We start from the raw sequence: 22114 nt of genomic DNA on the forward strand, positions 1-22114 counted from the left end.
CTCTCCCGCAAGACTTTCACCAAGCCCAGCACCGGGCCTTGGCCGGAATGATGATCAAGGCCTGAAGTAAAATGGCAATAAATTCTTATAAAAAGAGCGCGCCAATCTGGCGATGGGTTTTAAAAGGGTGTTGAATGGCTTTTCTTCAGGTTTTCTGTCGATCGTGGTTGCCCCTTCGCTTTATTCGATAGTAATAATATGCAAATTAAACAACGTCTTGATTCACTAACATCCTTGCGGTTTTTTGCTGCGGCCATGATTGTTATCCATCATACTATTTCATATGGATTGTTTGGTCTAAGCGAACCACAAGGGCAAGCTTCTAAATGGGGCCAAGGGGTTTCTTTCTTCTTCGTCCTTTCTGGCTTTATTCTTGCCTATGTCTATCCTAAACTTGAAACCTGGCCCGAAATAAGACGATTTTTGCTCGCAAGAATAGCCCGCGTTTGGCCTGCGCTGGCGTTCAGTTTTATTTTCGCACTTTGGCTACTGTCATTAGACTGGGACTCACCAATAGCGTTGGCTAATGTATTAATGATAAACGCATGGATTCCTTATCCGAATTATTTCTTTTCTTACATTTCGCCTTCATGGAGTGTCTCAACAGAATTCTTTTTTTACTTGACTTTCCCATTTTTGATCTATAAATGGGATAACAATCGGTTTGCAAAATTGCTGATTTCGTTCCTAATTCTCCTCATTATGCTTGCGGTATCAAACATGCTGCAAACGAAAACATTGGGTGATTTTGAAAATTCGTTCGCCAAGACTGGATTGTTGTACATAAGTCCTGTGACTCGAATCTTTGAGTTTATTTTCGGAATGTTTATTGCCTCTGTCTGGAAAAAAATAACGGAATAGTTGGTTGGGGAAAATCTCGCGCGACTTTTTATGAGTTTGCAAGTATTTTAGTTGTCGGGACGTCAATGTACTTTATCCCTCTCTTGGGAGAAATTATTCGCGTGACGCTGGACGAGAAAGCTGCATCATATTGGTTGTCTTTCAGTGGGTCGATGTTTGCTTTCGCTTTGTTAATCTATGTGATATCAATTGGACGTGGTCGGATTAGTGCTTGGCTATCTCATCCCGCGTTTGTTTTATTGGGTGAGATCAGCTTTTCGCTTTACTTGCTGCACCAAATTCTATTGCGATATTTGGATGCCAATATTATTGCCTTCCCTCATTTGCCAAATATGCTCTCACTAACTGTTTTCTTGGCTGTTTTATTGTTAGCTTCATATTTGATGTGGGCATTCGTTGAAATGCCATCTAGGCAAATGATCCTTAGTCGCATGAGAATAAAAATACATGGGACTAATGTCATGCAACAATCATGGCGCAACCATCTCAACTTGAACCGTAAAACAGGATCCGCGGCAATTGCCTTGGGTTTTCTTGTTTCTTCAATCTACTACTCCATGGATCACTCTGCTTCTGTCTATCTCCGGAGAAAAAATATCCCAATTTCCGCCAATAGCTTGTCTTTTTATAGCGCCCATGGTGATTTGCAAATGGTTAGATTGCTGATTGAAGGTGGTGTTGACGTGAATGCTAAAACGAATCAAGGCTCTACTGCATTAATTGAGGCCTCATGGGCGGGGGAAGATGAAGTAGTCTTGACACTATTGAATGCTAAGGCTAATGTAAACATTCTCTCTTCCGGTATGCTCACCGCACTCAGTGCGGCATCGAACCAAAAGAAGGAGTCTGTTGCTTTATTACTGCTTACGCATGGTGCAAATCCAAATATTGTTGACTCAACTGGCAGCACTTTACTAATGCATGCAGCTTGGCAAGGAAATCTGACGATGGTGAAAGCATTGCTTGCCAGAGGTGCAAATCCAAACTACAAATCTCCTGATTCCGGGTTTACTGCACTGAAGGCGGCAGCGTCTAATAAAAAGACAGATGTTGTGAAGGCCCTTGACGATGCAGGGGGGCCTTGATCATCATTCCGGCCGCGCCCACGCTCGCGGCACTGCTCCGGCGATATGGCGAGAGCACGCGCGCCCTCGGGTGGAACTACGCTGGACGCGCCGCACCCCAGTGCGGCACTCCTCGCCGGCGATCTCGGCATTGCGTACCGCGGATGGACCACTCCGGACTGGGGTGCGGCGCTCCGCGGTAGGTGGCCGAAACGATGATCAAGGCCATGCAGGGGCTATTGAGTAGCGCAAACGTTTAATCAGAACAGTTAAGGAAACGCTGATTAATTCACTCGAATGCCGAGCTTGAGAACCCGAAGCGCGTTGCAAGCCTTCGAGTCGGCTGTAGCCTTGCGCACCTGGCGGCTTGCCCTTGAAAAAAAGGCGGCGTGTTTTTGCCCAAAGTCGTCTTGGTCGAAGTTATCTGGGTTCTCGGTCGGATGTATCGCTTCGAGCGCCTCACCATTGCCGCCGTAGTCAATGACTTGTTGCGCATTGAAGGCGTACGCGTAGAGGACGAGGTTCGTGCCGCTCTGAATTCCTATGTCCAGGCTACCGCCGACTTCTCCGATCTTTCGATACTTGAATCGGTTCGCGCCGCTGGCGCCCTCCCCACGCGCACCTTTGGCTGACGTTTTTCCCGCCACGCCGACGTTGCGCTCATACTGTTGGAGTCGTCGGCACCATGAGTTCAAACATCAGCACTGCAAAACAGGAAGGAGCCACAATGAGCTACGTTTTTCCACCAGCACCCCGTGTCAGCGTGCCGGTCGTCGGCAGCGACGACCTTTTCCCGGTACGCCGCGTCTATTGCGTCGGCCGCAATTACGCCGATCACGCTGCCGAAATGGGCGCCGACAGCCGCGAACCGCCTTTCTTCTTCAGCAAGCCAGCCGATGCGCTGGTGCCGGGCGGCGGCGAGGTCAGCTACCCGCCGGCAACGGACAACCTTCAACACGAGGTCGAGCTGGTGATCGCGCTTGGCCGGGGCGGTGCCAATGTCCTGCCGGAGCAGGCGCTGGCATGGGTCTATGGCTACGCCGTCGGTCTCGACCTGACCCGGCGCGATCTGCAGCAGCGCGCCAAGGACAAGGGGCACCCCTGGGACATGGGCAAGGGTTTCGATCAAAGCGCGCCGATCGGCGCCATCCATCCGGTCGCCGTGGCCGGTCATCCGGCACGCGGGCCGATCTGGCTCAAGGTCAATGGCGAACTGCGTCAGAACGGCGACCTCGATCAGATGTCGTGGAAAGTCGCTGAAGTCATCGCCAAGCTGTCTACCTACGTCGCTCTGGCGCCGGGAGATCTGATCTTCACCGGCACGCCGGCCGGGGTGTCGACCGTGACCCGTGGCGACGTGCTCGAAGCCGGCGCAGTCGGTGTCGGCGAGCTGACGGTCAGGCTGGTCTGAGCGGCAGTCAGCCAGAGGATCGGCCGTAGTTCGAGCACCTCAACCGGCATCTGCTGCTAGAATCGCCGCCTGACTGTGAGGAGCGCCCTTCCCCGCCATGCAAACGGATTACCTCGAAAGAATTCTCAAGGCACAGGTCTACGACGTGGCGATCGAAACACCGCTTGACCTCGCACCGAGCCTTTCGGCGCGTATCGGCAACCGCCTGCTCTTGAAGCGGGAAGATCTGCAGCCGGTTTTTTCCTTCAAGCTGCGCGGCGCTTATAACAAGATCGTGCACCTCTCCGCGGAGAAGCTCAAGCGCGGCGTGATCTGTGCATCAGCCGGTAATCACGCGCAGGGCGTGGCGCTGGCGGCAGCCAGGGTCGGCTGCCGGGCGCTGATCGTCATGCCGATCACCACGCCGCAGATCAAGGTGCAGGCGGTACAGGCCCGGGGTGGCGAGGTGGTCCTCGCGGGAGAGTCCTACGATGACGCCTATGCGCACGCAGTGAGGCTCGAGAAGGCAGAAAAACTGACTTTCGTGCACCCCTTCGACGATCCCGATGTCATCGCCGGACAAGGGACGATCGGCATGGAGATCCTGCGCCAGCATGCGCAGCCGATCCATGCCGTATTCTGCTGCGTCGGCGGCGGTGGACTGATTGCGGGCGTCGCCGCGTACATCAAGCGGCTTCGACCGGAGATCCGGATCATCGGTGTCGAAGCGGTGGACGCCGATGCCATGGCGCGCTCGCTGCAGGCCGGCAAGCGCGTCAGACTGGATCACGTCGGGCTGTTCGCCGATGGTGCGGCGGTCAAGTACGTCGGCGAAGAAACCTTCCGCCTCTGCCAGATGTACGTCGATGAAATGGTGCTGGTCGATACCGATGCCATCTGCGCGGCGATCAAGGATGTTTTCGAGGACACTCGCGCCGTGCTCGAGCCGGCCGGCGCACTGGCGGTCGCCGGCGCCAAGGCCTATGCGGCGAGCCACAAGCTGAAGGACAGGACGCTGGTCGCCACGGCGTCAGGCGCCAACCTCAACTTCGACCGTCTGCGTTTTGTCGCCGAGCGAGCCGAGATCGGTGAGCAGCGCGAGGCCGTTTTTGCCGTCACCCTGCCGGAAGAGCCTGGCGCCTACAAGAGGTTCGTCGCGCTGATCGGGGCGCGCCACATCACCGAGTTCAACTATCGCTACAACGACCCGCGTGAGGCGCATATCTTTGTCGGCATTCAGGTCACTTCCCGGGCTGAATCGGTGAAGTTGCTCGAACACCTGCGCAAGCACGGCTACCCAACACTCGACCTGACCGATGACGAGATGGCCAAAGGCCATATTCGCCATCTGGTGGGCGGCCATTCACCGCTGACGACGAACGAGATTGTTTACCGTTTCGAGTTCCCGGAACGCCCCGGCGCGCTGATGAACTTCCTCAACCGAATGAGCGCCGGCTGGAACATCAGCCTGTTCCATTATCGCAACCATGGTGCGGACTACGGCCGCGTTCTGGTCGGCATGCAGGTGCCGCCGAGCGAGATGGGCGACTTCGAGGGTTTTCTGCAGAACCTCGGCTACGCGCACTGGAACGAAAGCAATAACCCGGCCTACAAGCTCTTCGTGGCCTGACTCACTCACTGCAAAGCAAAGGATTCCCCGCAAATGCCCATGAACATCGCCGGCAACGTCACCGAACTGATCGGCAACACCCCGCTGGTCCGACTCAACCGCCTGGCTGCAGGGATTGACGGTACCGTCGCCCTGAAGCTGGAGTTCTACAACCCGGCGCACAGCGTCAAGGATCGCATCGCTGCGGCGATGATCGACGCGGCACACGCTGCCGGCCTGATCAACTCGGCAACGGTGGTACTCGAACCGACCTCGGGTAACACCGGCATCGGTCTGGCGATGGTTTGCGCGGCGCGTGGCATCAAGTGCTGCTTCGTGATGCCGGAAACCATGAGCCGCGAGCGCCGTCTGCTGCTCAAGGCCTACGGTGCCGAACTGGTGCTCACGCCCGGGCCTGACGGCATGGCTGGCGCCATTCGCCGCGCCGAGGAAATGGCCGCCGCAGATTCGCGCTACCTGATTCCGCAACAGTTCGAAAACCCGGCCAACCCGGCCATCCACCGGGCAACGACCGCCGAGGAGGTGTGGCGCGATACCGACGGACAGGTCGACATCTTCGTCTCCGGCGTCGGTACCGGCGGCACCATCACCGGCGTCGGCGAAGTCCTCAAGGCGAGGAAGCCGGGCGTGCAGGTGATTGCCGTCGAGCCCGATGCGTCGCCGGTCCTGTCGGGTGGGCCGAAGGGACCCCATCCGATTCAGGGGATCGGCGCAGGTTTCGTACCCAAGGTGCTCAACACCACGATCTATGACGAAGTGCTGCGCGTCAAGGCGGACGACGCGTTTTCGATCGCCCGTCGGATGGCCACCGAAGAAGGCCTGCTGGTCGGCATTTCTTCCGGGGCGGCCGTTTGGGCGGCGCTGGAAGTCGCGCGTCGACCGGAGAATGCGGGCAAGCTGACGGTGGTGATCATCCCCTCGTTCGGCGAGCGTTACCTGTCCACCGCGCTGTACGCGCATCTGGAGGTCTAACGGGCCGACGACGAAATGGCGGCCTTGGTTCGCGGCCGGCAAGCGCCCTAGCGGCAGGGCCGAAAGACACCGGCTTCGGTGACCATCGCGTCGAGCGGCTGGTCGTGTGGCTGAGGAAGGATCGACGCCAATCGGGCCAGTTCGAAACCGACCCCGACGGCCAGCGGGCGCGGGCGGAGCGATGCCAGCGTGCGGTCGAAGTGGCCGCCACCGTAGCCGATACGGTAACCCGCGGAATCGAAGCCATTCACCGGCAGCAGCAGAACCTCGGGGATCAGGAAGTCGCCACTGGCCGGAGTCGGGATCCCGTAGCGATCGGCGAACATCACCGTGCCTGGCGTCCAGGCACGAAAAGCAAGCGCCTGGTCTGCCGCGACGACCACCGGCAAAAGCGCCCGGAAGCCCTTCCTGCGTTCATTGACCCAGCCTTCGATCAATGGCCGGAGGTCGGGCTCGTGGTTCAGCGGCCAGCAGAAACCCACGGTCATGGCCGATAACTGCGGGAAACCCGCTCGCAGGTGCGCGCAGACTCGGCACGACAGTTGCGCCCACTCTGCCGAGGGCAAGGCGAGCCGACGCGCCAGCAGCGTCCGGCGCAGCGCGCGTCGATCCGTGAGGCAGGCGCTGCCAAAGTTTTCGGCAGCGATTCCCGGCGTCAATTCGGCAGCCATGTGCTATGCTCAAAATCGGCATTTTCAGGAAGTCCAGCTTATCATGAAGTTCCGGCACGCGATCCTCCATCTGGTCGCCATCCCCCTTTTTCTAGCGCCTGTCGGTGCCTTCGCGGCGACCGCCGACGAGCAGTTCCTGGCGGCACGAGACGCGCTGCGCGCCGGCGACAAGGCCCGGCTCGAACGCCTGGCCAGCACGCTTCAGGGTTATGAACTGGAGGCCTACGTCGATTACTGGCGACTTCTCCTCGATCTCAAGGACGCTGATCCAGCGACGGTCGGCGCCTTCCTGGCGCGGTATGACCCCAGCTATGTGGCCGAGAAGCTGCGTATTGATTGGCTCCGCCAACAGGGCAGGAAACAGCAGTGGGCTCTGTTCGATGCCGAGTATCAGCGGCTTACGCAGCCCGAGCAGGATCTTGTCTGCTACGCGTTGCAGAGCAGGCGGGCCCAGGGAGATGCCAAGGCGCTTGACGACGCCTTGCCGCTCTGGCTGACGCTGCTCGAACCGCCCGACTCCTGCTACCCGATACTCGAAGCACTGATCGTCGAGAAGCGTGTGCTGGCCGACGCCGTCTGGGCGCGCATCCGGCGCCAGTTCGAGGCCAACAAGATCCCGGCGGCGCTGTACAGCATGAACTACCTGCCGCCGAGCCAGACGCCGGACACGAAACTGGCCCAAACGGTCGCCGATGCGCCGCTGCCCTGGCTGACCCGCCTGCCGAGCGATTTCGCGACCAATCGCATGCAGCGCGAGCTGGCGGCACTGGCCATCCAGCGCATCGCGCGCAACGACCCCCGCATGGCGGCCGATCAGTTGACCAGACTGGGCACTTCGTTGAATGCCGGGGAAAAGGCGTGGGCGTGGAGCCAGATCGGCTGGCAGGCGGCGCAGCGACACCTGCCGGAAGCGATGGAATGGTACCGTCAGGCCGGTGACGCGCCGCTTTCCGACGAAGTCGCGCAGTGGAAAGTGCGCGCCGCCCTGCGGGCGCACGACTGGGGCAGCGTCCGCTCGACGATAGAGAAGATGCTGCCCGCGCTGGCTGCGCAGCCGGCCTGGGTATACTGGCTGGGTCGCGCTTACCGTTCCGGCGGGCGGCTTGAGGAGGCCAACGCGCTGTTCGCCAGAATCGCTGGACAACCTGATTTTTACGGCAATCTGGCCAATGACGAGCTTGGCCGGCCGACCACGACGCCACCGAAAGCGGCACCGCCGAGCAGGGAAGAACTGCTGCAGGCCAATGCCAATCCCGGCGTACAGCGTGGACTGGCGTTCTTTCGCCTGAACCTCCGTACGGAGGGCGTCAAGGAATGGAACTGGGCCATGCGGGCGATGACTGACCGCGAACTGCTGGCGCTGTCCGACATCGCCCAGCGCGCGGGCATGTACGACCGGGCGATTGCGGCCGCCGACCGGACGCGCAATGAACACGACTACTCGCTGCGCTACCTGGCTCCGTTCGGCGACCAGGTCCGGCCGGCGGCGCGCAGTCAGGCACTCGATGACGCCTGGGTCTATGGTCTGATGCGCCAGGAGAGCCGCTTCGTCACCAGCGCAAAATCGACGGTCGGAGCTTCCGGTCTGATGCAGTTGATGCCGGCGACGGCGAAATGGGTGGCCAACAAGATTGGACTCAAGGATTTCCGCCAGGGCCGGGTCAACGACACCGAAACCAATCTGCTGCTCGGAACCACCTACATGCGCCTGGTTCTCGAGAGTCTCGACAATCACCCGGTGCTCGCCTCGGCGGCCTACAACGCCGGGCCGGGCCGGGCGCGCCGGTGGCGTGCCGACCGTCCGCTGGAAGGCGCGATCTATACCGAAACCATCCCCTTCAGCGAAACACGCGACTACGTCAAGAAAGTGATGAGCAACTCCGTTTACTACTCGGCCTTGTTCGATGGCCAACCGCAGACCATCAAGAGCCGGCTCGGGATTATCCCGGCACGCACCGGCGGCGAGGCGAAGGGCGAGGATTTGCCTTAGAATGATGCTTTTCCGACACTTGTTTCAATTCTAGGACGCTATGGAACTCGAGAACGTGTTGTTGATTGGCGGCAGTGGCTTTGTCGGCGGTTGGATTGCCAGTAGCCTTTGCGAACGTGGCGTGCGCGTGACGATACCGACCCGCCGTCGCGAGAACACCAAGAAGCTGATCATGCTGCCGATGGTCAGCATGGTCGAAGCCAACGTTCATGATCCGCAGACCCTCGCCGAACTGATCGAGGGTCAGGATGCGGTCATCAATCTGGTCGGCGCTCTCCACGATCGCGATTCGCGCCTGCCTTACGGCAAGGGTTTCACTGCAGCGCATGTCGATCTGCCGAGGAAGATCCTAACCGCCATGAAGCAGAGCGGCGTCCGGCGTCTGGCGCACATGAGTGCGCTCAGAGCCGACCGCAATGGCCCCTCCGAGTATCTACGCTCCAAGGGCGAGGGCGAAGGTATCGTCCGCGCCGCCATGGACGGCCTCGACGTCACCATCTTTCGTCCGTCGGTCATCTTCGGCCCCGACGACGCCTTCCTCAACATGTTTGCCAAGCTGGTCAGACTGTTCCCTGTCTTGCCGCTGGGCGGCGGCGAGGCGCGCTTCCAGCCGGTCTATGTCGGCGACGTGGCCCGAGCCTTCGCCGCTTGCCTGACTGATCGCGCTACTTTTGGTCGGACCTATGATCTTTGCGGACCCAAGGTCTATACCCTGCGCGAACTGGTCGACTACACCGCGCAACTGGTCGGCAAGCAGCGGCGGATCATCGATCTGGGGACCGGTGGCTGGGCCTACCTGCAGGCTGGCCTGCTGTGGCTGTTGCCGAACCCGCCGCTGTCGCCCGACAATCTGCGCTCGATGGAAGTCGATAGCGTCAGCGATGGTTCCCACGACTACCCCGACTGGCACCCGACACGCCTCGAAGCGGTGGCCCCAGGCTATCTGTCGCCCGCCGAGATGATACAACTGCGCCTCGACCGTTACCGCTACCGAGCCGGTCGCTGAGTGAACGACCTGGCACGCACTGCCCGGCTCACGCTCGTGCTGGGCGATCGAAATTTTTCCTCGTGGTCCTTGCGCCCCTGGCTGGCCGCCAGGCAGGCTGGTCTAGCGTTCGCCGAGGTCGGCGTTCGCCTGGACGATGCCGGTACCAGGGACGAAATCCGCAAGTATTCACCGTCGGGCAAGGTGCCTTGCCTGATTGCCGGCGAAGGCGCTGAGCGTCTGCTAATCTGGGAGTCGCTGGCGATCTGTGAATACCTTGCGGAACTCGCTCCCTCCCTGTGGCCGGCCGACCCGGCACTGCGTGCCGAAGCACGGTCGGTCAGTGCCGAAATGCACGCGGGATTTGCCGCATTGCGCCAGAACATGGCGATGGACATCCGGGCGATTAAACCCGGCCAGGCGAGAAGCGCCGAAGTCGGCGCCGACATCGCGCGCATCGTAAGCATCCTGCAGTGCTGCCGGAAACGCTGCGCCGCGCGCGGTCCATTCCTGTTTGGCGCTTTCTCGATTGCCGATGCCATGTACGCGCCCGTGGTCTGGCGGTTTGTCACCTATGGCGTCGGCTTGCCGCCCGCTGCGCAAGCCTGGGTCGAGACCATGCTCGCCCTGCCGGCGATGCGCGAATGGCGGGCCGCAGCGCTGGCCGAGCCAGTCTAGGCGCTGGCCGCCGCACCGATGCAGATCTTTACCGTCGGCGGTGCGGTCCGCGACGAGTTGCTGGGCTTGCCGATCGAGGATCGCGATTACGTCGTCGTCGGAGCTTCGCCCGAGGAGATGCTGGCCCGCGGTTTCAAGCCGGTGGGCAAAGACTTCCCGGTCTTTCTGCACCCGTCGTCGCATGAAGAATACGCGCTGGCACGTACCGAGCGCAAAACCGGCCATGGCTACAGCGGTTTCTCGTTTCGCGCCGCGCCTGAGGTCAGCCTGGTCGACGATCTGGCGCGCCGCGACCTGACCATCAACGCCATTGCCCGCGCTGCCGACGGTTCGCTGATCGACCCCTACCACGGGGTCGACGATCTGGCTGCGCGGGTGCTTCGCCATGTCGGTCCGGCTTTCGTCGAGGACCCGGTGCGGGTTCTCCGCCTCGCCCGCTTCGCCGCTCGCTTTGCCGACTTCACGGTGGCACCGGAGACCGTTGCGCTGATGCGCGACATGGTCCTCAGCGGCGAACTCGACCACCTGGTCGCCGAACGTGTCTGGCAGGAAGTGGCCAGGGGTCTGATGGCCGCAAAACCGTCGCAAATGTTCTCGGTGCTGCGTGAATGTGGCGCGCTGGCCCGCCTGCTCCCCGAACTTGACTGCCTTTACGGCGTACCGCAGCGCGCCGACTACCACCCGGAAGTCGATACCGGTGTGCATGTGATGATGGTCATCGACGAGTCGGCGCAGCGCGGCTGCGCGCTGCCGGTCCGCGTCGCCGCACTGCTGCACGATCTTGGCAAGGGCACAACGCCCGCGGCCGACCTGCCGCGTCATCCCGGCCACGAAGCGCGCAGCGTCGAACTGGTGCGCCAGGTCTGTGCGCGACTCAAGATTCCCGTGGTCTGCCGCGAACTGGCGCTGTTGGTGGCGCGTCACCACGGCGCCATCCATCGCTGTCGAGAATTGCGCGCCGCGACGATCGTCGGCCTGTTGGAGAAGACCGATGCCCTGCGCCGGCCCGACCGCTTCGAACAACTGCTCGAGGCCTGTGCCTGCGACTTTCATGGCCGCCTCGGCTGGCAGGAGGTCCCGTATCCGGCACCCGCGCTCTTCAGGCAGGCGCTGGCAAGGGTGCAGGGCGTCGATGCAGCGACGATTGCGCGCGCCGGCAACGATCCGGCAACGATCGCCGCGCGGGTGCACGCGGCGCGGGTAGCGATCGTAGAGCGGGCCTTTTCGGAGGACCGCCGCGCCCTAGCCTGCCAAAATACGGGCGGTTCGTGACGAGTTGTGCAACTGAGGGGCTGCGTTACGGAGTATAAACGCGATGCGCCGCTAAGCTCTCAGGCAATCTCCAACCTTAACCGTTGCCCGGACATCATGCTGTTCAACTCATACACATTCGTGTTGCTTTACCTTCCCATAACGGCGCTAATTTTTTTTCGCCTGGGGAGCCACAGTCGCGTGCTCGCCGCTTCGTGGCTTGCTGCAGCTTCATTGTTCTTCTATGGCTATTGGAATCCCGCTTATGTCGGGTTGTTGCTCTTGTCCATCCTTTTCAACTACGGCATCGCCTTCGCGCTGGTGCGGGAACCCGGCCAGAGAAACAGCCAACAGAAGAACCTAATCCTGACCATTGGTATCGGCGCTGACCTGGCATTGCTCGGTTACTACAAGTACGCCAATTTCTTTCTCGATACGGCCAATCACTTGTTCGCGACCGATTGGCCACTACAGAACATCCTGCTGCCACTGGGAATTTCGTTCTTCACGTTCACACAGATCGCATTTCTGGTCGATGTCTGGTCGGGGAAAGCTCGGGAATACAGCTTTGTGCATTATGTCCTGTTTGTGACTTACTTCCCTCACCTGATCGCGGGTCCTGTGCTGCACCACAAGGAGATGATGCCCCAATTCGCGCAGCCCGAGACCTATAAGCCTTCCTGGGAGAATATCAGCATCGGGCTGACCATTTTCAGCATTGGCCTGTTCAAGAAGGCTGTCTTGGCGGATGGCATAGCGCCTTATGCCAACGATGCTTTTGCGGCGGCAAACACGGCTCAGGGCATGGATTTTCTCACGGCCTGGGGAGGGGCATTGTCCTACACCACCCAGCTCTACTTCGATTTCTCCGGCTACTCAGATATGGCTATCGGTGTGTCCCGGCTATTTGGCATCGTGTTGCCGCTGAACTTCAACTCACCCTACAAGGCCGCCAGTATCAGCGATTTCTGGCGGCGCTGGCACATGACCTTGTCCCGGTTTCTGCGCGACTACCTGTATATTTCGCTGGGCGGAAGCCGCAAGGGACCCTTGCGCCGGCAGGCAAACCTGATGGTCACCATGCTTTTGGGTGGGCTTTGGCATGGCGCCTCGTGGAATTTCGTTCTCTGGGGTGGCTTGCACGGCATTTATCTGGTCATCAACCATGCCTGGCGTGCGGTGCGTGGACGGATATCCGGTGTTTCTGCTGCGCCCGGAGGGTTCGAGCGTCTGGCGGGATGGGGGCTCACCTTCGTCGCAGTCGTGATCGCTTGGGTGTTTTTCCGTGCCCCGACGCTGGCCGGCGCGCTCAACATGCTGCGCGGCATGTTGGGGATGCACGGCTTCAGCCTGCCTGCGGCGCTCGCTCCCACGTTGGGTGGTGTGGCGGACAGCATGCGCGCCTGGGGCGTCGAGTTCCAGTTGGGCGGTGGCAGCAGGTTTGTTTTGACCTGGGCCTGGACCCTGGCCCTTCTAGCAGTTGCCCTGTTCCTGCCGAACACGCAGCAGTTGATGCGTCTGCATCGACCAGGCCTGGATTTCGATCCCACCGACAGCCAGGGCGTTCTGGAGTGGAAGCCCAATGGCCTCTGGGCTTGGGCCTTGGCAGTCATCGCTGCGGCTGGGGTGCTGTCCCTGTCCCAGGCAACGGAATTTCTCTACTACCAGTTCTGATATGGCTAATTACCTTCGCTTGTGGTCTCTGGCCTTGCTGCTCACCTTGGCAGGCGCGATCACGCTGAACTATTGGGTGGACCCCTATGGTCTTTATCGGACCTATCGAGATGGGGAGTGGAAGCTCCATGCGGCAACCCAGGGTGCGTTGATCAAGCCTTACCAGGTGTTGCGCGCTCAGCCGCGCGCCCTTGTTCTCGGTAACTCACGGGCCGAGGTTGGCTTTGACCCGGACGACATGGCCTGGCCGCAGCAATTCCGTCCCGTGTACAACTTGGCCCTGCCGGGCACCGGAACCCGGACGGCGCGTCGACTGTTCGAACATGCGCTGGCGGTACACAACCCGCAGGTGGTCGTTTTAGGCGTTGATTTCATGGATTTTCTGGTGCCCTCGGATGCGCATGAGGACGAACCTGTGGAGGTTGATCGGCTGCTGGTAGCGCCGAACGGCGAGCCGAATCGATGGCGTTGGCTGACCATGCTGCATGACGGCGCGGTCACCCTGGCATCCTTGGACGCCGTGGTGCATAGCCTTGACACGCTTCGCGTCCATGGAAAGGTGGCTGCAGCACATCTCACGGCGGCCGGTTTCAACCCCAGCCACGACTATCAACAGACCGCCCGCCAAGAGGGATATTTCAACCTGTTCAGGCAACGGGACACGGAAAATATGCGTGCTTACCAGCGCAGACATCGGAACCTATTCGTGCGCAATTCGACTTCGTCGCCAGCATTCGATGACGTGAGCGCTATCCTGCGCGCCGCCAGAGACCGGCAGATTTCCGTAGCGGTGGTGATCTACCCCTATCACGGACATTTGTTGGAGATCTTCAGGACGACAGGCCTATGGCCCTTGTTCGAGGACTGGAAGCGAAAACTGACTGATCTGGTCGCCACCGAAGGGGGCAGCCAGGCGGTGTTATGGGACTTCAGCGGTTACCATCAATACGCAGTTGAGCGGGTACCGAAACGAGGCGATAGAACGACCGCAGTCCGCTGGTACTGGGAGGCGGGACATTTCAAGAGCACCTTGGGGCACGAAGTGCTACAGCGAATGTTTGGACGCGACGCGTCCGACTTTGGCGTGATCCTGACGCCCGAAACCATTGATGAACAGCTACGGAGCGCGCACACGGCCGGCGACAAATACCGCACGGAGAATGCAGAAGCTCTGAAAGATCTACAGATGTTGGCTCATTGAATGCGATGGCCACGCGTCCTTGGACAGAAGGCAACGATTGCCCTGGGGCAATGACGCTCTCCTCACAACGTCGCGCTGCGGTCGCCGGTAACGAAGCCCTGCAGCGCTTCGGTGATGCCTTTGCCGAGCGCGATCACCTTGAAGAGTTCTCCCATCTCCGCCGGGGAGACGAGCTTCTGCACGGCGTTGGCCAGCGGCAGGTAGCGCAGCGAGTCGGCGACGGGCGTGCGCGCCAGGACGTCGGTCAGACCACAGTTGAAGAGAAAGCTTGCCTGCGTGGTGTAGCCGAGCAAGTCCAGCCCGGCCTCGCAACCGGCTTCGGCGATGGCCGTGAAGTCCACATGGGCCGTGATGTCCTGCAGTCCCGGCAGGTAGAACGGTTCGTCGTGCGCGTGGTGGCGGTAATGACACATCAGCGTTCCCGCATTGCGCTGCCAGTGGTAATACTCGCGCCGCGGAAATCCGTAGTCGATCAGGAGCAGCGCGCCGCGTCCGAGAATCGCGGCCCACTCAGTTACCCAGGCGGCTGCGGCCAGCGACACTTCACTGAGGTACGCGTGCGGCAACTCGCAGTCAGCGGCCAGCGCCTGTGCGCGTTCGCGCAGCCTGCCGCTGGCCGGGCGGTCTCGCCAGGTGAACTGTCCGTAGTCGCAGCCAACGCCGCGCTCGGCAATCCCGTTATCGTTCCAGACAACGAGATGTGCCGGCATGGCATCGAGCACTTCGTTGGCCAGCACCAGACCGTCGAAATGCTCCGGCAGTTGATCGAGCCAGTGCACGCGCGACAGGAGATGCAAGGCCCGGCGGGCAATGGTTTGCTGCTGCCGCGCGCGCAGTTCGCCGGACAGCTCGAGGATGGCGTAGCTCGCGGGCAGCGCGCCGCGCAGTTCGAGTTCGAGCAACAGGTCGGCGGCCAGTTGCCCGGTTCCTGCGCCGACCTCGATGATCCGGGGAGCGCCGAGGGCGAGCAACTGGGCTGCCTGCGCAGCGATCGTCTGACCAAAAGCCGGGCAGAGTTCCGGCGCGGTGACGAAATCTCCTGCCGCGCCGAACTTGTGCGCGCCGCCGGAATAGTAGCCCATTGCCGGCGCGTAGAGCGCGAGGTCCATGAAGCGATCAAACCCTATCCAGCCACCCGCGGCGGCGATCTCGGCCGCAATGTGGTCGCTGAGCGCGCTACTGAAGGCCACTGCGTCGGCCGTCGGGGCAGGCAGCGAGAGCGCGTTTTGGCGGGTACGACTCAGCATGGCGGCAAGAACCTTGACCGCCGGCGAGTCAAGCGATGGATTCTCAGTCCTCGCACCTTTCAAAACGGATCTGTCCGTACAGTTCAGGGTGAGTGCTCGCCAACCAATGCTCGGCTTCTGCTTCGGCGCGCTCCCAGGTCGCGGCACGCAAGGCCACGAACTGCGCTTGGCCGTCCGCTTGGGGCCATTCGAGGGTGTAGCTGCGGAAACCGCTGCGCCCTTCCAGGCAGATCCTGCGCGTCGCCGTTGGCGCTTCGCGGCGCAGTTCGGCACGATCATCGTCCGCCAGGCGTAGCCGGTAAGTGGGCCCCTTGCCCTGATGCTGGACGAGGCACTCGCGATTCTCCACAGGCTCGGTGATGATGTTCCACTCGGCACAACCTTCGATGATCGCAGCGAGCGGCAAGCCCGTTTCGTCGCGAATGATCTCGGCGGTGACAGCGTGAGCCTGCTCGGAATTTTCAAGCAGCGCGTGCCATGGCAAGCCATGTCGGGTTGGCGGTGGGAAGGGCAGAACGTGCTTGCCTTGGCGAATGCGCGCGAAAAGAGACGACTTCCTGACGTCTTCGAGATCAATCGCCGGAAAGGCCGAGCGCGGCCGCGAGCGAAAGCTGCCCGCGCCCATGTAGCCGACGTTCCACAGCGTTCTCAGCCATTCAGCGGTGTCCAGAGCGACCTGCACCAGGTGGTCGTCGAGTTCGTCGCTGTCCTGACCCGTCGCGCGCGCAAAACTGGCCTGTTCGGCCAGCAACTCAGCCTCATGAGTGCGCGCGCGCAGCAGCTCCTGCAACAGGTGGCCGACCCATTCGGCGTCGGCTGCCGGTAGTTGCGCAGCGCGCCCGGCCAGTTCGATCAGATCGTCGGCGTCGAGGGGCTTGTCCTGCGTGCTCATAAGGGATCTCCCGGCAGTGATTTTTTTGGCAGTTTACCGCGCTGACGACCGCAGGGGCCGTTTTTCGGAAGGCTGCGGCAATAATCCGTTAAAATCAACGCTGAGACTGGTCGGGAACGGGAGATGGAAGGAAAGACGATATTGGTGACCGGGGCTGCCAGGCGACTGGGATCGGTGATCGCCCGCGAAATGCACGCCGCGGGAGCCAACGTCATGCTGCACTACGGTCAGGCGTCCGAAGCTGCCGCGGCGTTGGTGGCCGAACTGAATGGCGCCAGACCGTCTTCGGCGGCGTGTGCGCAGGCCAATCTGCTCGACGTCGACAGCTTGCCCGGACTGGTGGCCGACACCATCGCGCGTTTCGGTCGTCTGGACGCACTGGTGAACAATGCTTCGAGTTTCTTTCCAACGCCGCTGGGAACCATTGATCTGGCGGCATGGGACGACCTCATGGGCAGCAACCTGAAAGCGCCGCTTTTTCTGACCCAGGCGGCAGCCCCCCATCTGCTTGCGGTGCGCGGCGCCGTCGTCAATATCACCGACATTCACGCCGAACGTCCGCTGGCTGGTTATCCATTGTATTGCGCGGCGAAAGCCGGCCTGCTTGGCCTGACGCGTGCATTGGCCATTGAACTTGGCCCACGCGTAAGGGTAAACGCCGTCGCCCCAGGGCCGATCCTGTGGCCGGAGAACGAGGTCTTCGACCGCGCCGCGCGCGACGAGATCGTGGCGCATACCTTGCTGCAACGTGCCGGCTGTCCGCAGGACGTCGCTCGTGCAGTGCGCTTCCTGCTGGTCGATGCGACCTACGTCACTGGCCAGGTCATCAACGTCGATGGCGGTCGCAGCGCACATCTGTAATTCGTCATATTTTCATGTAGTCATGTAGCCATGTATTCGTCACGCTGTTTGAGAGGATCCCGGTGCAACTGTCGCATACCTTGCTTCGTCTGAAAAAGCGCCTTGAGAGCCAGGTCGGCAAGGCGATTGCCGACTACCAGATGATCGCCGATGGCGACACGGTGCTGGTCTGCGTTTCTGGCGGCAAGGACTCCTACACGCTGCTCTCGGTGCTGATGGCACTGCGCGAGCGCGCGCCAGTGAAGTTCCGCCTGGTGGCGATGAATCTCGATCAGAAGCAGCCGGGGTTCCCGGCCGAGGTGCTGCCGGACTACCTGACGAAGATGGGCGTCGAGCACCGAATCGTCGAGCAGGACACCTATACCGTCGTCAAGAGCAAGATTCCGGAGGGCAAGACCACCTGCTCGCTGTGCTCGCGCCTGCGGCGCGGGATAATCTATCGGATCGCCAAGGAGGTCGGCGCGACCAAGATCGCACTCGGTCACCATCGCGATGACATCGTCCATACGCTGTTTCTGAACCTCTTCTTCGCCGGCCAGCTCAAGGCGATGCCGCCCAAGCTGGTGACCGACGATGGTTCCCATGTCGTGATTCGACCGCTCGCCTATTGCAGCGAAAGCGACATCGCACGTTTCGCTCGCGGCATGGCTTATCCGATCATTCCCTGCAATCTGTGTGGCTCGCAGGGCAATCTGCAGCGCCAGAAGATCAGGGAAATGATGGCTGACTGGGACCAACGCTATCCGGGACGGACGGAAGTAGTGTTTTCAGCGCTGCAGAAGATCGTTCCCTCGCACCTGGCTGACCAGTCCTTGTTCGACTTCAAGGGGCTGCGTCCGGGTCACCCGCTGAGCGCCATGGACGGCGGCGATTCCGTCTTCGACCCGCCAGCACTCGGTCAGACGTGGTCCCAGCCGGGAGCGCTCGCGCTGCAGGTGGTCAAGGGATGAACGCCACGAGCCAGCCGACCTGCCAAGAGCGATGGACCGACAGGGAAACGGCACACTGGGAGCGGGAGCCATGAGCAGCACGGAAGGGATGCTGTCGACACTGTTTGTGGCCGTATCGGGAAGTTCACGATTGTTCGAGAGGCTTACTGGGGCGGAGGCCCTGTATGCCATCGAACGCTGCATGAAGCGCATTGCTCGCGGCGTGGACGGTTTTCGTGGCCGCATCGTCAGAAAGACCCGTGATGAAGTCACGGCCTTGTTCGAGAATGCCGACGATGCTTGTCAAGCGGCCGTCGCCATGCAGCGACGCATTGCCGATCTGCCTCCAGTTTCCGGCGTCCAGTTGACTATCCGTGCCGGCTTTCATCATGGGCCAGTGATCGGACAAGGGAGTGAACTCCAGGGTGTCGGCGTCAATACCGCAGAGTGTCTGGCGGGACTCGCCAGACCTGGGCAGGTGTTGACCAGCGGCGAGACGCAGGGCCGCCTGTCGCCTGCGCTGCAGTTGTCGACGCACTACCTGGAGCCCCTGTCGACCAAGGGTCCGTCGGGAGAACAAATGGTCTTCGAAGTGCTCTGGTTACAGCCCGTCCTGCCCGCGGCCCATGCGCTGGTCGCACCGCCCGTGCCTGCCATTGAACGTGATTTGCGGCTTTTTTTGCGCTATCTGGGCCACCTGAAGGTGGTCGACAGGATTCGGCCCAACCTGCTCATGGGCCGTGATGCCGGCTGCGACATCACCGTTCGCGATCGCCGCGCGTCTCGCCATCATGCGAAAATAGAGCGACGCGGCGAGCGGTTCATACTCAGCGATCTGAGCACCAATGGTACCTTCGTGACCGTCAGCGGGGAGTCCGAACTGTTTCTCAAACGCGACGAATTCGTCCTGCACGGCAGCGGGATCATCGCTTTTGCCGCATCGGCGAACACGCCCGAGGCGGACATCGCCGAGTTCGAACTACTTTGATCCGCCGGTGACGCGACACCCGTGAGCGTCTGGCGACCCCCTTCTGCAGGACCTGCTCGGCTTATCCCGCTCAACCGCTCACGATGGCAGGGTGCGTGCGAGCACGAGCAGCGCCACATGTGCAGCGCCGTGCAACTTTACCGTCCGCGCCAGTTCATCGAGAGAGGCGCCGGTGGTCATCACGTCGTCGATCAGCAGCACGCGCTTGCCGGTGAAATCGGACGAGCAGTGGAAGGCACCGCGGACGTTCTTTGCCCGTTCGCGCCAGGGCAGATCGGCCTGTGCAGGGGTATGACGAATCCGACTGCAAGTTCGCGCGTCGATCGGAATCCGGCACGTCCGGCCGACCGGACGTGCCAGTTCCAGCGCCTGGTTGAAGCCTCGTTCCCGAAGGCGCAGGGGATGCAGCGGCAGGGGAATGATCAGGTCCGCCGCGCCGGCCTCGGTCAGCGCGGCGAGCTGTCGGCCAAACCAGCTTGCCAGAGCCAGTCGATGTCCATACTTGAAAGACTGAATCAGCTTGTCGATCGGGAAGCCGTAGCAAAAGACAGCGCCGGTGACATCATAGTGGGGAGGCTTGGCCAGACATCGGCCGCAGACTTCGCCATTGGGTGTCGGCAACGCGCAGCGGGGACAGCGGGCTGCCGGGAGTCGTGGCAGATCTTCCCCACAGGCCGGGCACAGGACGAGCGACCCGCTGCCGCCGCCGCACAGCAGACAGTCCTGCGCCAACAGTCGTTCGCACGATCTGCGGACCAGCCCAACGCTTTGAGTTAAGATTGACATCCTTGAAGTGCTCGTCAAGAATCCCTGCTGTCGTGCCCTGAATCACCACTACCCATAGGTTTAACTCATGAACGCCATCCCTCAAGCCGTCACGCTCACGCCAGAGACCTCCGCAGCGGCCCGCACCGCCCGGTGGACCATTGCCGAAATCGAAGCGCTTTACCAACTTCCCTTGATGGATTTGATTTACCGCGCGCAACAGGTACACCGCGAAAACTTCAACGCCAACGAGATTCAACGCTCAACGCTGCTCTCCGTCAAGACCGGCGGTTGTTCGGAGGACTGCGGCTATTGCTCGCAAGCCGCGCGCTACAGCACCGGAACCGAGCGCGAAGCCTTGCTGCCGCTCGACGAAGTGATCGCCGCCGCGCAGGCCGCCAAGGACAAGGGTGCCTCGCGCTTCTGCATGGGGGCTGCCTGGCGTGGCCCGAAAGACAAGGATCTCGCCAAGGTGACCGAGATGGTCCGCGCAGTCAAGGCGCTCGGTCTGCAAACCTGCGTCACGCTGGGCATGCTCAAGGAAGGGCAGGCCGAGGAACTCAAGGAAGCCGGACTCGACTATTACAACCACAACCTCGATACCGATGCCTCGTTCTATGGCCAAGTGATCACCACCCACAAACATGCCGACCGCATCGATACTCTGGGCCAGGTGCGTGAAGCCGGCCTCAAGGTGTGTTCCGGCGGAATCATCGGCATGGGTGAGGCGCGCCGCAACCGCGCGGCGCTGATCGCTCAGTTGGCCAACCTCAATCCGCCCCCCGAATCGGTGCCGATCAACAACCTGGTACCTATCCCCGGCACGCCGATGGCCGATGTCGCTCCGATCGACCACTTCGAGTTCGTGCGCACCATCGCAGCGGCGCGCATCTCGATGCCGGCAAGTTTCGTTCGCTTGTCCGCCGGTCGTCAGGCCATGCCTGAAGAACTGCAGGCGCTCTGTTTCCTCGCTGGTGCCAATTCGATCTTCTACGGCGACAAGCTGCTGACGACGGGCAACCCCGAAGCCGATCGCGATGAAGCGCTGTTCGAGAAGCTTGGCCTGCGGCCGATCTAGCCGTCGATGGCAGCACCGGCGCAGTTCGTTGATCGGCGCCAGGTGCAGCGGAACTTTGCGCGTGCGGCGTCTTGCTACGATGAGGTGGCGATCGTGCAGCGCGAAGTGGGCGCCCGCATGCTTGAACGCCTCGATTACGTGCGCATCGAGCCAGAGCGGGTGCTCGACCTCGGTTGTGGTACCGGCGCCAGCCTGACCGCTTTGCACGAGCGTTACCCCGGAGCGCTGCTGATCGGGGCCGATCTCAGTGAGCCCATGCTGCGCGTCGGCCAGCGACAGCGCTCACGCTTGCGCTGGCTGCTGCCGTTTCTACGCGGCAATCGACCGCCGCTGGTGGCCGCCGAGGCGACAGCGCTGCCCCTGAAGCCCCTTTCGATCGGCCTGCTGTGGTCGAACCTGATGCTCCATTGGCTCGACGACCCGCTACCGGCATTTCGTGAGGCACATCGTCTGCTCGAAGTCGGCGGGCTGCTGATGTTCTCGACCTTCGGGCCGGATACCTTGAAGGAACTGCGCACCAGTTTCGGCGATGGCCACATCCATACCCAGCGCTTTACCGACCTGCATGACTACGGCGACATGCTGCTCGAATGTGGCTTTGCCGACCCGGTGATGGATGCCGAAGTGCTGACCCTCACCTACACGAGTTTTGACGACCTGCTCAATGATCTGCGCCGGAGTGGCTCGGCGTGCGCGATGCAGGCGCGTCGCCGTGGCTTGATGGGGCGTTCGACGTGGGCGGCGGCGCGCGCCGCCTATGACCAGTTGGCGCGCGATGGCCGCTTGCCGGCAACGGTTGAAGTGGTCTACGGACACGCCTGGAAAGCGCAGCCGAAGAAATCAGCCGACGGGCGGACGATAGTCCGTTTTGATCCCAAAGAACGGCTTCGCTGATCCGGCGAGCACGCTGCGCGAGTCGTAGATTGGGTTGGACGAAGCCGCTACGCGGAGGAAACGGCGGCGCTGTCGTGGTGTTGAAGTCAAGAT

The 22114-nt window shown here is 61.3% G+C and carries 21 protein-coding genes; 16 read left to right on the forward strand and 5 right to left on the reverse strand.

Features of this window, described 5'->3' with window-relative positions:
• The first annotated feature begins 198 nt into the window (after window positions 1-198).
• Together ACCAA_RS01175 and ACCAA_RS01180 are read left to right on the forward strand one after the other, a co-directional pair.
• Window positions 199-861 carry an acyltransferase family protein gene (locus ACCAA_RS01175; protein WP_186405423.1) on the forward strand — a complete coding sequence of 221 codons (663 nt, stop codon included), beginning with the start codon at window positions 199-201 and terminating at the stop codon, window positions 859-861.
• A gap of 65 nt (window positions 862-926) precedes the next feature.
• A complete protein-coding gene (locus ACCAA_RS01180; protein ID WP_186405424.1) occupies window positions 927-1946 on the forward strand; it encodes an ankyrin repeat domain-containing protein in 1020 nt (339 codons plus the stop codon).
• A gap of 263 nt (window positions 1947-2209) precedes the next feature.
• Here the strand turns inward: ACCAA_RS01180 and ACCAA_RS01185 are convergent, their stop codons facing one another.
• Window positions 2210-2572, reverse strand: coding sequence for a hypothetical protein (locus ACCAA_RS01185; RefSeq protein WP_186405425.1), 363 nt, complete (start codon window positions 2570-2572; stop codon window positions 2210-2212).
• Window positions 2573-2652: 80 nt separating this feature from the next.
• Here ACCAA_RS01185 and ACCAA_RS01190 point away from each other — a divergent pair, with 80 nt between their 5' ends.
• The 3 genes from ACCAA_RS01190 (at window position 2653) to cysK (ending at window position 5917) form a co-directional block, all read left to right on the forward strand.
• Complete coding sequence (locus tag ACCAA_RS01190) at window positions 2653-3336, forward strand: fumarylacetoacetate hydrolase family protein (RefSeq protein ID WP_186405426.1); 684 nt, start codon at window positions 2653-2655, stop codon at window positions 3334-3336.
• Between the two features lie 97 nt (window positions 3337-3433).
• Entirely contained in the window at window positions 3434-4945 is a 1512-nt protein-coding gene (gene ilvA, locus ACCAA_RS01195) for a threonine ammonia-lyase, biosynthetic (RefSeq protein WP_186405427.1), read from the forward strand.
• Window positions 4946-4984: 39 nt separating this feature from the next.
• A complete protein-coding gene (gene cysK, locus ACCAA_RS01200; RefSeq protein WP_186405442.1) occupies window positions 4985-5917 on the forward strand; it encodes a cysteine synthase A in 933 nt (310 codons plus the stop codon).
• Window positions 5918-5964: 47 nt separating this feature from the next.
• Here cysK and ACCAA_RS01205 read toward each other — a convergent pair whose 3' ends face one another.
• Window positions 5965-6588 carry a 5-formyltetrahydrofolate cyclo-ligase gene (locus ACCAA_RS01205; protein WP_186405428.1) on the reverse strand — a complete coding sequence of 208 codons (624 nt, stop codon included), beginning with the start codon at window positions 6586-6588 and terminating at the stop codon, window positions 5965-5967.
• 43 nt (window positions 6589-6631) lie between these two features.
• Between ACCAA_RS01205 and ACCAA_RS01210 the strand changes: the two genes are divergently transcribed.
• The 6 genes from ACCAA_RS01210 to ACCAA_RS01235 all read left to right on the forward strand — a co-directional run bounded on the left by ACCAA_RS01210 (window position 6632) and on the right by ACCAA_RS01235 (window position 14367).
• On the forward strand, window positions 6632-8578 hold the full coding sequence (locus tag ACCAA_RS01210) for a lytic transglycosylase domain-containing protein (RefSeq protein ID WP_186405429.1): 1947 nt from the start codon (window positions 6632-6634) through the stop codon (window positions 8576-8578).
• 40 nt (window positions 8579-8618) lie between these two features.
• Window positions 8619-9584 carry a complex I NDUFA9 subunit family protein gene (locus tag ACCAA_RS01215; protein WP_186405430.1) on the forward strand — a complete coding sequence of 322 codons (966 nt, stop codon included), beginning with the start codon at window positions 8619-8621 and terminating at the stop codon, window positions 9582-9584.
• Window positions 9585-10241 (forward strand): glutathione S-transferase family protein, encoded by a 657-nt coding sequence (locus tag ACCAA_RS01220; RefSeq protein WP_245754372.1) that lies wholly within the window; start codon window positions 9585-9587, stop codon window positions 10239-10241. It begins immediately after the preceding gene.
• A gap of 18 nt (window positions 10242-10259) precedes the next feature.
• Window positions 10260-11513 (forward strand): multifunctional CCA addition/repair protein, encoded by a 1254-nt coding sequence (locus ACCAA_RS01225; protein WP_186405431.1) that lies wholly within the window; start codon window positions 10260-10262, stop codon window positions 11511-11513.
• Window positions 11514-11609: 96 nt separating this feature from the next.
• Window positions 11610-13166 (forward strand): MBOAT family O-acyltransferase, encoded by a 1557-nt coding sequence (locus ACCAA_RS01230; protein ID WP_186405432.1) that lies wholly within the window; start codon window positions 11610-11612, stop codon window positions 13164-13166.
• A 1-nt stretch (window position 13167) separates the two neighbouring features.
• The gene (locus ACCAA_RS01235) at window positions 13168-14367 is read left to right on the forward strand and encodes an SGNH/GDSL hydrolase family protein (protein ID WP_186405433.1); all 1200 of its coding nucleotides are present in this window, start codon (window positions 13168-13170) and stop codon (window positions 14365-14367) included.
• 62 nt (window positions 14368-14429) lie between these two features.
• Here ACCAA_RS01235 and ACCAA_RS01240 read toward each other — a convergent pair whose 3' ends face one another.
• On the reverse strand, window positions 14430-15614 hold the full coding sequence (locus ACCAA_RS01240) for a class I SAM-dependent methyltransferase (RefSeq protein ID WP_186405434.1): 1185 nt from the start codon (window positions 15612-15614) through the stop codon (window positions 14430-14432).
• Window positions 15615-15657: 43 nt separating this feature from the next.
• Entirely contained in the window at window positions 15658-16506 is an 849-nt protein-coding gene (locus ACCAA_RS01245; RefSeq protein ID WP_186405435.1) for a hypothetical protein, read from the reverse strand.
• Between the two features lie 123 nt (window positions 16507-16629).
• Between ACCAA_RS01245 and ACCAA_RS01250 the strand changes: the two genes are divergently transcribed.
• From ACCAA_RS01250 to ACCAA_RS01260, 3 genes are all read left to right on the forward strand, one after another.
• Window positions 16630-17367, forward strand: coding sequence for a pteridine reductase (locus tag ACCAA_RS01250; RefSeq protein ID WP_186405436.1), 738 nt, complete (start codon window positions 16630-16632; stop codon window positions 17365-17367).
• Window positions 17368-17429: 62 nt separating this feature from the next.
• Window positions 17430-18317, forward strand: coding sequence for a tRNA 2-thiocytidine(32) synthetase TtcA (gene ttcA, locus ACCAA_RS01255; protein WP_186405437.1), 888 nt, complete (start codon window positions 17430-17432; stop codon window positions 18315-18317).
• Window positions 18318-18387: 70 nt separating this feature from the next.
• Window positions 18388-19284, forward strand: coding sequence for an adenylate/guanylate cyclase domain-containing protein (locus ACCAA_RS01260; RefSeq protein ID WP_186405438.1), 897 nt, complete (start codon window positions 18388-18390; stop codon window positions 19282-19284).
• Window positions 19285-19362: 78 nt separating this feature from the next.
• On the opposite strand, the gene ACCAA_RS01265 is transcribed toward ACCAA_RS01260, so the two are convergent.
• Window positions 19363-20070 (reverse strand): ComFC family protein, encoded by a 708-nt coding sequence (locus ACCAA_RS01265; protein ID WP_186405439.1) that lies wholly within the window; start codon window positions 20068-20070, stop codon window positions 19363-19365.
• A gap of 67 nt (window positions 20071-20137) precedes the next feature.
• Here ACCAA_RS01265 and bioB point away from each other — a divergent pair, with 67 nt between their 5' ends.
• Window positions 20138-21127, forward strand: coding sequence for a biotin synthase BioB (gene bioB, locus ACCAA_RS01270; protein ID WP_186405440.1), 990 nt, complete (start codon window positions 20138-20140; stop codon window positions 21125-21127).
• Window positions 21128-21133: 6 nt separating this feature from the next.
• Complete coding sequence (gene bioC, locus ACCAA_RS01275) at window positions 21134-22021, forward strand: malonyl-ACP O-methyltransferase BioC (protein ID WP_186405441.1); 888 nt, start codon at window positions 21134-21136, stop codon at window positions 22019-22021.
• The last annotated feature ends 93 nt before the right edge of the window (window positions 22022-22114 follow it).

Source organism: Candidatus Accumulibacter aalborgensis, assembly GCF_900089955.1.
GTDB classification, from domain to species: domain Bacteria; phylum Pseudomonadota; class Gammaproteobacteria; order Burkholderiales; family Rhodocyclaceae; genus Accumulibacter; species Accumulibacter aalborgensis.

Excerpts from the sequence above, each read along its gene's own strand:
- ACCAA_RS01175 (WP_186405423.1), top strand. The coding sequence starts at position 199 with ATGCAAATTAAACAACGTCTTGATTCACTAACATCCTTGCGGTTTTTT.
- ACCAA_RS01180 (WP_186405424.1), top strand. The coding sequence starts at position 927 with ATGTACTTTATCCCTCTCTTGGGAGAAATTATTCGCGTGACGCTGGAC.
- ACCAA_RS01190 (WP_186405426.1), top strand. The coding sequence starts at position 2,653 with ATGAGCTACGTTTTTCCACCAGCACCCCGTGTCAGCGTGCCGGTCGTC.
- ilvA (WP_186405427.1), top strand. The coding sequence starts at position 3,434 with ATGCAAACGGATTACCTCGAAAGAATTCTCAAGGCACAGGTCTACGAC.
- cysK (WP_186405442.1), top strand. The coding sequence starts at position 4,985 with ATGAACATCGCCGGCAACGTCACCGAACTGATCGGCAACACCCCGCTG.
- ACCAA_RS01205 (WP_186405428.1), bottom strand. The coding sequence starts at position 6,588 with ATGGCTGCCGAATTGACGCCGGGAATCGCTGCCGAAAACTTTGGCAGC.
- ACCAA_RS01210 (WP_186405429.1), top strand. The coding sequence starts at position 6,632 with ATGAAGTTCCGGCACGCGATCCTCCATCTGGTCGCCATCCCCCTTTTT.
- ACCAA_RS01215 (WP_186405430.1), top strand. The coding sequence starts at position 8,619 with ATGGAACTCGAGAACGTGTTGTTGATTGGCGGCAGTGGCTTTGTCGGC.
- ACCAA_RS01225 (WP_186405431.1), top strand. The coding sequence starts at position 10,260 with ATGCAGATCTTTACCGTCGGCGGTGCGGTCCGCGACGAGTTGCTGGGC.
- ACCAA_RS01230 (WP_186405432.1), top strand. The coding sequence starts at position 11,610 with ATGCTGTTCAACTCATACACATTCGTGTTGCTTTACCTTCCCATAACG.
- ACCAA_RS01235 (WP_186405433.1), top strand. The coding sequence starts at position 13,168 with ATGGCTAATTACCTTCGCTTGTGGTCTCTGGCCTTGCTGCTCACCTTG.
- ACCAA_RS01240 (WP_186405434.1), bottom strand. The coding sequence starts at position 15,614 with ATGCTGAGTCGTACCCGCCAAAACGCGCTCTCGCTGCCTGCCCCGACG.
- ACCAA_RS01245 (WP_186405435.1), bottom strand. The coding sequence starts at position 16,506 with ATGAGCACGCAGGACAAGCCCCTCGACGCCGACGATCTGATCGAACTG.
- ACCAA_RS01250 (WP_186405436.1), top strand. The coding sequence starts at position 16,630 with ATGGAAGGAAAGACGATATTGGTGACCGGGGCTGCCAGGCGACTGGGA.
- ACCAA_RS01260 (WP_186405438.1), top strand. The coding sequence starts at position 18,388 with ATGAGCAGCACGGAAGGGATGCTGTCGACACTGTTTGTGGCCGTATCG.
- ACCAA_RS01265 (WP_186405439.1), bottom strand. The coding sequence starts at position 20,070 with ATGTCAATCTTAACTCAAAGCGTTGGGCTGGTCCGCAGATCGTGCGAA.
- bioB (WP_186405440.1), top strand. The coding sequence starts at position 20,138 with ATGAACGCCATCCCTCAAGCCGTCACGCTCACGCCAGAGACCTCCGCA.
- bioC (WP_186405441.1), top strand. The coding sequence starts at position 21,134 with ATGGCAGCACCGGCGCAGTTCGTTGATCGGCGCCAGGTGCAGCGGAAC.